The 9,261-nt window shown below is 44.5% G+C and carries 9 protein-coding genes; 2 read left to right on the plus strand and 7 right to left on the minus strand.

The genetic code is table 11. The features are described from left to right. Window positions 1-1,437 (minus strand): glucose-6-phosphate isomerase (pgi, locus tag AB4653_RS01230; RefSeq protein ID WP_372103123.1); only part of this gene is annotated, 1,437 nt, incomplete at its 3' end. A 326-nt stretch (window positions 1,438-1,763) separates the two neighbouring features. On the opposite strand from pgi, the gene AB4653_RS01235 reads away from it, so the two are divergent. Beyond that, entirely contained in the window at window positions 1,764-2,183 is a 420-nt protein-coding gene (locus AB4653_RS01235) for a secondary thiamine-phosphate synthase enzyme YjbQ (RefSeq protein WP_009847895.1), read from the plus strand. A 120-nt stretch (window positions 2,184-2,303) separates the two neighbouring features. Here AB4653_RS01235 and AB4653_RS01240 read toward each other — a convergent pair whose 3' ends face one another. The 3 genes from AB4653_RS01240 to AB4653_RS01250 form a co-directional block, all read right to left on the minus strand. Next, on the minus strand, window positions 2,304-3,509 hold the full coding sequence (locus AB4653_RS01240; protein ID WP_032555310.1) for a BamA/TamA family outer membrane protein: 1,206 nt from the start codon (window positions 3,507-3,509) through the stop codon (window positions 2,304-2,306). A gap of 65 nt (window positions 3,510-3,574) precedes the next feature. Continuing rightward, on the minus strand, window positions 3,575-4,660 hold the full coding sequence (gene alr / locus AB4653_RS01245) for an alanine racemase (RefSeq protein WP_017097257.1): 1,086 nt from the start codon (window positions 4,658-4,660) through the stop codon (window positions 3,575-3,577). Between the two features lie 6 nt (window positions 4,661-4,666). Then, the gene (locus AB4653_RS01250; RefSeq protein ID WP_009847892.1) at window positions 4,667-6,058 is read right to left on the minus strand and encodes a replicative DNA helicase; all 1,392 of its coding nucleotides are present in this window, start codon (window positions 6,056-6,058) and stop codon (window positions 4,667-4,669) included. Between the two features lie 175 nt (window positions 6,059-6,233). On the opposite strand from AB4653_RS01250, the gene AB4653_RS01255 reads away from it, so the two are divergent. After that, entirely contained in the window at window positions 6,234-7,106 is an 873-nt protein-coding gene (locus tag AB4653_RS01255) for a DUF481 domain-containing protein (RefSeq protein WP_102258451.1), read from the plus strand. A gap of 199 nt (window positions 7,107-7,305) precedes the next feature. Here AB4653_RS01255 and rplI read toward each other — a convergent pair whose 3' ends face one another. From rplI to AB4653_RS01270, 3 genes are all read right to left on the minus strand, one after another. Continuing rightward, window positions 7,306-8,325, minus strand: a complete 1,020-nt coding sequence (gene rplI, locus AB4653_RS01260; RefSeq protein WP_372103126.1) for a 50S ribosomal protein L9 — start codon at window positions 8,323-8,325, stop codon at window positions 7,306-7,308. Window positions 8,326-8,685: 360 nt separating this feature from the next. Continuing rightward, complete coding sequence (gene rpsO / locus AB4653_RS01265) at window positions 8,686-8,955, minus strand: 30S ribosomal protein S15 (RefSeq protein ID WP_004734493.1); 270 nt, start codon at window positions 8,953-8,955, stop codon at window positions 8,686-8,688. Window positions 8,956-9,173: 218 nt separating this feature from the next. Then, window positions 9,174-9,261 (minus strand): tRNA pseudouridine(55) synthase TruB (locus tag AB4653_RS01270; RefSeq protein ID WP_372103129.1); only part of this gene is annotated, 88 nt, incomplete at its 5' end.

The following is a 9,261-nucleotide window of genomic DNA, read 5'->3' on the forward strand; positions in this document are numbered from 1 at the left end:
GTTAATTTGCTTAACAAGAATAGAGTTCGTTGGGCGGTTACCTTCAAATACTTTGAAAGGTACTAGCTCAGCAACTTCTTCAGCTGTTTTGCCAGCCGCTAGGAATTCAGCTTCTACTGTCTCTTTTGTCTTACCGAAAGCTAGCGCTTCAGTTTGAGCAAAGAAGTTAGACATTAGCTTCTGGTGGTGATCAGATGCTGGGTTGTGGCTGATAGCCGGAGCAATGAAGTCTGATGGGATCAGCTTAGTGCCTTGGTGAATCAGTTGGTAGAACGCGTGCTGACCGTTTGTACCAGGTTCACCCCAGATGATAGGGCCTGTTTGGTATTCTACTGGGTTACCTTCACGGTCAACGAATTTACCGTTAGATTCCATGTTACCTTGCTGGAAGTAAGCAGCAAAACGGTGCATGTATTGATCGTAAGGTAGGATTGCTTCTGACTCAGCGCCGTGGAAGTTGTTGTACCAAACACCAATTAACGCAAGGATCACTGGAATGTTGCTTTCAAATTCCGTTGAAGCAAAGTGGTTATCCATCTCATGTGCGCCATCGAGTAGCTCAGCGAAGTTATCGAAGCCGATAGATAGTGAGATAGAAAGACCGATCGCTGACCATAGTGAGTAACGACCGCCTACCCAATCCCAGAATTCGAACATGTTGTCAGTATCAATACCAAACTCAGCAACTGAAGCCGCGTTTGTTGATAGTGCTGCGAAGTGCTTAGCAACGTGTGCTGAGTCGCCCGCTTCAGCCAAGAACCAATCACGCGCAGAGTGTGCGTTCGTCATTGTTTCTTGAGTGGTAAATGTCTTAGATGCCACTAGGAACAGTGTTGTTTCTGGGTTAAGAGGCTTTAGTGTCTCAACGATGTGAGTGCCGTCTACGTTAGAAACAAAGTGCATGTTTAGGCGAGTTTTGTATGGCGTAAGTGCTTCAGTTACCATGTATGGACCAAGGTCTGAACCGCCGATACCGATGTTAACTACATCAGTGATCTCTTTACCTGTGTAACCTTTCCACTCACCAGAAACGATACGGTGTGTGAACAGTTCCATTTTTGCTAGTACTGCATTCACTGCTGGCATTACGTCTTTGCCATCAACCATTACTGGCTTGTCGCTACGGTTACGTAACGCAGTGTGAAGAACTGAACGACCTTCAGTCTTGTTGATTGCATCACCGCCGAACATTGCTTCGATTGCAGACTTAACTTCAGTCTCGTTCGCAAGAGCAAATAGGTGCTGCATCGTTTCAGCGTCGATAAGGTTCTTAGAGTAATCCACTAAGATGTCTGAACCGAAACGAGTAGAGAAGCTCTCGAAACGCTTTGCATCTTGAGCAAATAGCTCTTTCATATCCATATCTTGAGCAGACTCAAAATGTGCAGTTAGAGCTTTCCACGCTTGTGTTTGCGTTGGGTTGATATTTTTCAACATGGTATCTATCCCGATGTTACTGTAGGTTTTATTCTAGACGTCACCAAAGTGATGAATAGAACCCCCGATTAGGCGAAAGTTTATATTTTTCTATGATGACCAAATCGCATCACCACTGAAAGATTCTTTGTAATTTTTTTTCACGACGTATTATGCCGCATATGAAGAGCGGTACCTTGAGATAAATCAGAATTAGATTTCCTGATAGAAGAATCGGTACTGACTCTAGCGCTCACTTCATTAAATGTGAGCGAAACCTGATAAATTCAAGTTCAAAAGATAGCGTTAAACCACTTTTTTTCCAAATACATTATAGAGGATGGCGTATGTGGATTCAGAAGACGATACACCTACACGCACAAAAACGTGGATTTCATCTCATCACTGATGAAATTGAACAACAGATATCCGATATCCATTCACTGTCTGTTGGTTTATTACATCTATTCATTCAGCATACATCTGCTAGCCTTACGCTAAATGAGAACGCAGACCCTACTGTCCGCACTGATATGGAATCACACTTTAATAAGTTTGTTCCCGAACGAGCACCCTACTACAAGCACACCTACGAAGGTGATGATGATATGCCCGCTCACATTAAAGCATCGACACTTGGTACCAGTGTGACAATTCCAATTACCAATGGTCGTCTAGCATTAGGGACATGGCAGGGCATTTACTTAGGTGAACACCGAGATTGTGGCGGAAGTCGTACCGTTATTGCGACCATTCAAGGTGAGTAACGTTACGTCATCAACAATGAAATACCGCTTAACGAACATAATGGTAGAAAACAAAAAAGGGTGACACAGTTATGTGTCACCCTTTAAAAATATAAGAGAGTCGAGTTGGTAAAACCAGAATTAGAAAGGCTGGTTTATCATAACCCTAAAGGTCCCTTCATCACCGCCTCGCGCTAATTCAGCACGTACAACAATGCCTTCAACCTGGAAACGAACTGCGCCGCCTAGGCTCCATTTCATGTCTGTGTGCAGTGTTTTGATATCGTACTCATCAGCAACACGCCCGACTTCAGCAAACGCCACCCACTGCCACCAAGGCAAATCGTAGTAGTTAATCAGTGGGATATCGTCCAGCGGTTGCCAATCAGGAAGCACTCGATATTCCGCAGAGTAGTGAATAGCAGAACGACCGTGGTAACGGCCTCCGGTATAACCTCTTAAGCGATATAAGCCACCGAGTCGAGCTTGCTCTGTTTCCGGTGGACGAGCACAATCTTGCCCTGAACAGTTGCCCCACGTAGGTGTGTCAGCGGTATAGACATCAAATGCCACGACTTGTTGGTCGAACAAGTTCCCCAAAGGACCCAATGCAAAATACTGACTGTTTTGGAATGTCCACTTCAGCCATAAGTCATCGTTAGACCAACTTTCAGCGCCGGTAGTAAACTCAAGATTGGTATGAGACCCCTTGGTTGGGTTGCGTGTGCTATCACGGTTATCCCAATCAAACGCCAAACTAAAACCTGTCGCTTGTTCGCTATTGTTTAAGCCTTCTAGCTCACGAGCCGTATAGAAAGGCGTAAAGACAATCGAACTGACACCTGACTCTAATGGGGAAGCAAAGCTCACATCTTTGATGGGTTGGAAAGCTCCTAGCAAGCCATGCTCTGCAACATTGCCCCAAGGCAGCAGATACTTAAACTCAACCTGATAGTTTTCTTCTAAGCCGTCGGCAATGGTTTTATCATCAATGGATGAATCATTATCGCCTTGAGAGCCAATGTAATACGGGTTTTCGTTAAAGCGAGCTTGGTACATCTGAGTACTGAACAATACGTTCTCAGACAGTGCGAAGTTAAAGGCTGATAAGAAACCGACGTAGCTGTCTTTATCTGAATAAAGCGCCATGCCAAACAGAGCGGCTTGAGGTTGCCAAACACCCTTTGCGACACCAGCAACCCCGAAGGTATTACCCATGGTTTCAGTACTAAAATAGAAAGGAACAAAGGCTGAATCTTTTTCTTCACTCACAGCGGGAGAAGACAAGCTGACACCAAGTAATGCCATTGCAGACATTAACCAGTGTCGAGTCGTTCGTATGAACATCATTTACTTATAGGATCCATAGTTACTTCGCATTAGTTACTTCACATTTAGTTACTTCGTATTAGCTACTTCACGTACTCCATCGCAACACGCGAAGTCAGCTTAGTGACCAGCTCGTAAGCGATAGTGCCAATATGTTCTGCGACTTCTTCTGAAGGTAAATCTTTACCCCATAATGTTGCTTCATCACCGACTTTATCTGCCGCATCAGGGCCAAGGTCAACCGTTAGCATGTCCATTGATACACGTCCGGCGATCGGTACTTTTCGGCCGTTAACGAACACTGGAGTGCCGTTAGGAGCAGTGCGAGGATAACCATCACCATAACCTATCGCGATCACGCCAACCTTGGTATCTCGCTCACTGGTCCAGTTACCGCCATAACCCACACTTTCACCCGCTTTAACATCACGAACGGCTATCAGGTGCGAGGTCAAAGTCATTACAGGATAAAAGCCGAGGTCTTGCGCTGATTTATCAGCAAAAGGAGAAACACCGTAAGAGATAATTCCCGGGCGAACCCAGTCAAGGTGGCTGTCTGGCCAAGCTAATAGACCCGCAGAAGCAGCAAGTGAACGCTCACCTTCACAACCGTCGGTGAGCGATAAGAAAAGCTCGGTCTGTTCAACGGTGGTTGCTCTATCAAGTTCATCAGCACAACCGAAGTGGCTCATGTAGCGCAGAGGTTTAGCGACATTCGCACATTGATGTAAGCGCTCAACAAAGTTTTGGTATTGCTCAGGACGAGCACCTAGGCGATGCATACCACTGTCGACTTTTAGCCAAACCACAACAGGTGTTTCCAACTCTGCATTCTCTAGCGCGCTTAATTGCTCTTCGCAATGCACTACTGTTTGGATGTTATTGGTCACTAAGATTGGCAAATCGCCCGAAGAATAAAACCCTTCTAGCAACAAAATAGGTTTAACAATGCCACCAGCACGAAGCTGTAATGCTTCTTCAATACGCGCCACACCAAAAGCATCAGAGCTTTTTGAATGCTTGGCAATATGCAGTAAGCCATGTCCGTAGCCATTGGCTTTCACAACAGACATTACCTTGCAATGAGGAGCCTTCGACTTTATCTGGTTCAGGTTATGTTCAAGCGCGTTTAAGTCAATACTCGCCGTCGCTGCTTTCATGTAAGTCATTAGTGATTACTCATCATCAAATGCAGGACCTGCATAGTTATCAAATCGGGAGTGTTGACCTTGGAACGTAAGACGAACCGAACCGATCGGACCGTTACGTTGCTTACCAAGGATGATTTCAGCGATGCCTTTCAATGAACTATCTGGGTTATAAACCTCATCGCGATAGATAAACATGATTAAGTCGGCATCTTGCTCGATCGAACCTGATTCACGCAAATCCGAGTTAACTGGGCGCTTGTCAGCACGTTGCTCTAGGGAACGGTTAAGCTGAGAAAGTGCCACAACTGGTACGTTGAGCTCTTTTGCTAGTGCTTTCAATGAGCGAGAAATCTCGGCGATCTCTAGAGTACGGTTATCAGATAACGAAGGTACACGCATTAATTGAAGGTAATCTATCATGATCATAGAGATACCATCATGCTCACGAGCAATTCGTCGAGCTCGAGAACGTACTTCTGTTGGCGTTAGACCCGAGCTGTCATCGATATACATATTCTTCTTATCCATCAGAATACCCATACTCGACGAGATACGAGCCCAATCTTCATCGTCTAACTGACCGGTACGAATCTTGGTTTGGTCTACGCGAGAAAGTGATGCAAGCATACGCATCATCAGCTGTTCAGCTGGCATCTCTAGCGAGAAGATTAACACTGGCTTGTCTTGCTTCATCGCTGCGTTTTCACATAGGTTCATCGCAAACGTGGTTTTACCCATCGATGGACGCGCAGCAACAATGATTAAGTCAGAACCCTGAAGGCCTGCTGTCTTCTTATTGAGGTCGTTAAAGCCAGTATCGACACCAGTCACACCATCTTGTGGCGATTTATATAAGATTTCGATACGTTCTAGCGTCTTCTCTAGAATGCTATCAACGTTTTGTGGACCTTCATTTTCACTTGCTCGGCCTTCGGCAATCGCGAAAACTTTACTCTCAGCAAGATCAACAAGTTCTTCCGATGTACGACCTTGAGGGTCATAACCAGAATCCGCAATTTCATTTGCCACACCAATCAGGCTACGCACCAATGCACGTTGTGCCACGATATCTGCATAGGCATTGATGTTTGCCGCACTTGGCGTATTTTTCGCTAGGTCAGCAAGGTAAGCAAAGCCACCCACTTCTTCAAGTTGCTCACGCAGCTCTAAATGTTCAGAGAGTGTAATAAGATCCAGAGGAGAGCTTTCTTCAAGGATATCCTTTACCGCTTCAAAGATCAGACGGTGAGGACGGCTATAAAAGTCTTTGGCCACAACCTTTTCGGCCACCGTATCCCAGCGTTCGTTATCCAATAACAAACCGCCAATAACAGATTGCTCAGCTTCTAATGAATGTGGCGGGACCTTGATGGCGTCCACCTGATCGTTGGCTGATTTCTGACTTTTGGTATCCACTATGACTACACTCAATAACTAATAATGATCGTTCATTATACCCAAGAACATCCGTTTGTAATCCGATCCTATGAGTTTGTTTTATTCTTCAGCAAGAATTTACCTATTGCTGACGGAATTAACCAAAGGTAGCATTACGATCCTTCCATTCATTCACTGTATAACTGAGGTATGCGTGTCCAAATTATTGGCTCTGAACACTGGTCTTCTAAGCATCGGTCTCCTGAGCACTCCGTCGGCCTTAGCGGATGATGCTAAAGCCTCTGTTGATGCAATCCTCGACTCGATAGTGGTACCAGAACCTGCTGCTGAGCCGATCGTCGTTGCACCGACACTTGAAAAAGATATGGATATCGCACCGAGTGATTCAGAACTGCCGAACCCACTGAATACTGAAGTCGAATTTGGATATCAGTCGCATACTGGTAATTCTGATTCTCGATCGCTTAATGCACGCCTGAACGGTGAGTACACGGCTGGCCGTCATAGAACCAGTGGCGAATGGAAATATTACAATCTCTACAAAGATGGCGAAGAAGATAAAAGGCAATCGACATATTCTGCTCAGAGTGACTACAAGTTAAGTCCGAAAACCTACCTCTATGGCAGCTTTAAAGGGGTCGATTCACGATACAGTGCTTATTTTAAGGACTACACCGTTTCTAGCGGTCTAGGTTATCAGTTTTCGAATACAGAAGAGTTTGTGTTGGAGGTCGAAGTGGGGCCGGGTTTTCGTTACCAAGAGCCTAATCTCGATGAATTAGACGACGATGACATCATCTTCCCAGAGATCGTTGAAGAAGCGATTTTCCGTGGCAATGTAAATACATCATGGCAGGTATTGAAAAATTTGAAGCTCAAAGCCGATGTGACGTTGGTGTCTGGCCACAGCAACCTAAAATTTGATACTGAATTAGAAGCCATCAACGATATTACCGACAATATCGCACTAAAAATTGCTCACTCTCGACAGTACCACGACAAGGTACCGGAAGGGTTGAACAAAGAAGATTCCGTACTGTCTGTAAATCTACTTTTTCAATTCTAAATTTGAGAGCGGGTATAACGGTGTATCGATAAAGAACACCCTCGTTTTTACTATGTAAGCCCCTCCTCTCTAGTGCTTCCTATTCCTGCAATCGTCGCTGTTCCAAAAAGCTTAAAACTCATATTGCAGACATAAAAAAACACCAGCCGAAGCTGGTGTTTAAAACTTTCAAAAGAAAGAATTCGTCTTGGTACTGAAATTACTCAGCTGCAACGATAGCGATTTTCGCAGTAGCAAAAACTTCAGAGTGAAGTTGGATGCTTACTTCGAATTCGCCGATGTTACGTAGAGCGCCTTCAGGTAGGCGTACTTCGCTCTTAGCTACTGCAACACCTGCCGCTGTAATAGCGTCAGCGATGTCACGAGTACCGATAGAACCGAATAGTTTACCTTCGTCACCAGCTTTAGAAGCGATTGTAACGCCTTCTAGAGTGTTAACGCTCTCAGCGCGAGCTTCTGAAGCAGCTAGTTGCTCAGCAACTTTAGCTTTAAGCTCAGTGTTAACTGCTGGCGCTTCCCAGTTCCAAGATGGAGTTGCAACTTCAGCAGCAAACTCGTTGATTGCTTTGATTACAACTTGTTGTTGGTCGTGACCGTAAACAACAGCTGAAAGCATTTCTTCTTCAGATAAGTTATCTGCTTCAGATTCAACCATAAGTACTGCGCCTTCTGTACCAGACACAACTAGGTCTAGTTTAGAGTTTTCAAGCTCAGTATTTGATGGGTTAAGAACAAGTTCGCCGTCGATGTGACCAACACGTGCAGCACCGATAGGACCATTGAATGGAGCACCAGAGATAGCAAGTGCAGCAGACGTTGCGATCATAGTGATCATGTCTGGGTTTACGTCAGGGTTGATAGAAACAACCGTAGCGATAACTTGAACTTCGTTTTTAAACGCACTTGGGAAAAGTGGACGAATTGGACGGTCAATCAGACGAGCTGTTAGTGTTTCGCCTTCAGATGGACGACCTTCGCGCTTGAAGAAACCACCAGGGATTTTACCCGCAGCGTATGTACGCTCTTGGTAGTTAACTGTTAGAGGGAAGAAATCTTGACCCGCAACAGCTTCTTTTTTAGCAACAACAGAAACGAATACTGATGTATCGTCCATAGTCGCCATTACAGCAGCAGTAGCTTGACGTGCCATTACGCCCGTTTCTAGAGTAACGGTGTGGTTACCGTACTGGAATGACTTTACAACTGGTTTTTCAAACATTGTATATCCTTCATCTGAAAATCTCTTTTCAGAATAAGTGAATGAATGCTCAGCAATAACTAATCGCGACTAGTAAAAAAAGACGAGAAGTTCAATCAGACTAAACATCTGCTTTTAATAGTCGCGACCTATTGGCCGACATCTGTGACTGTTATTGTTGAGCTAATTAGGGTGCGAAATAATCAAACAATTATTCGCGTGCGAGAGTATAAACTATTTTCTTGGTAAGAGACATTTTCACGATTAAAAATCAGGTTAACCGCACAGAGAACCTTCATTTTTAACATTAAAAATATAACAGGCACAAAAAAAGGAGCATAAATGCTCCTTTTCTTCAAACTGTCTTTGCAGACATCGCTATTAGCGACGTAGGCCTAGACGCTTGATTAGGTCTTGGTAACGAGTAAGGTTTTTGCCTTTCAAGTAATCAAGAAGCTTACGACGGCTAGAAACCATACGTAATAGACCACGACGGCTGTGGTGATCGTGTTTGTGCGCTTTGAAGTGACCTTGTAGGTGGTTGATAGAAGCAGTAAGTAGTGCTACTTGTACTTCTGGTGAACCTGTGTCGCCTTCAGATTGTGCGTATTCTGCAACGATTGCTGCTTTAGTTTCTGCATTCAGAGACATAAATCTCTCCTGATAAGAGTAAGTTTATATTTGTAGCAGCCAATCTCTGATTCAGCCGCTACGCGAGTCGAGGATTATAGGGAAGTTTACGAGTTGGTGCAATAACAATCGAACTGATGAAAAACGAAAAAAGCGAACCATTAAAATTAAGGGCTCGCTTTCTATATTATTGATTCGCTTTTCCAGGCTAAGCGCCAATACCTAACTAGGTTTCAGCGTTATGGTTGTGGCTCTTCATCTCTGAAAACAACCAAACGCTTCGGTGCAACTCGGCCATCTTCAGCAATCTGAGCAACACCAACAAAC

Origin of the sequence: Vibrio sp. 10N.222.48.A3, assembly GCF_041475345.1 — a bacterium.
GTDB lineage: Bacteria > Pseudomonadota > Gammaproteobacteria > Enterobacterales > Vibrionaceae > Vibrio > Vibrio tasmaniensis_A.

Excerpts from the sequence above, each read along its gene's own strand:
- AB4653_RS01235 (WP_009847895.1), top strand. The coding sequence starts at position 1,764 with ATGTGGATTCAGAAGACGATACACCTACACGCACAAAAACGTGGATTT.
- AB4653_RS01240 (WP_032555310.1), bottom strand. The coding sequence starts at position 3,509 with ATGTTCATACGAACGACTCGACACTGGTTAATGTCTGCAATGGCATTA.
- alr (WP_017097257.1), bottom strand. The coding sequence starts at position 4,660 with ATGACTTACATGAAAGCAGCGACGGCGAGTATTGACTTAAACGCGCTT.
- rplI (WP_372103126.1), bottom strand. The coding sequence starts at position 8,325 with ATGTTTGAAAAACCAGTTGTAAAGTCATTCCAGTACGGTAACCACACC.
- rpsO (WP_004734493.1), bottom strand. The coding sequence starts at position 8,955 with ATGTCTCTGAATGCAGAAACTAAAGCAGCAATCGTTGCAGAATACGCA.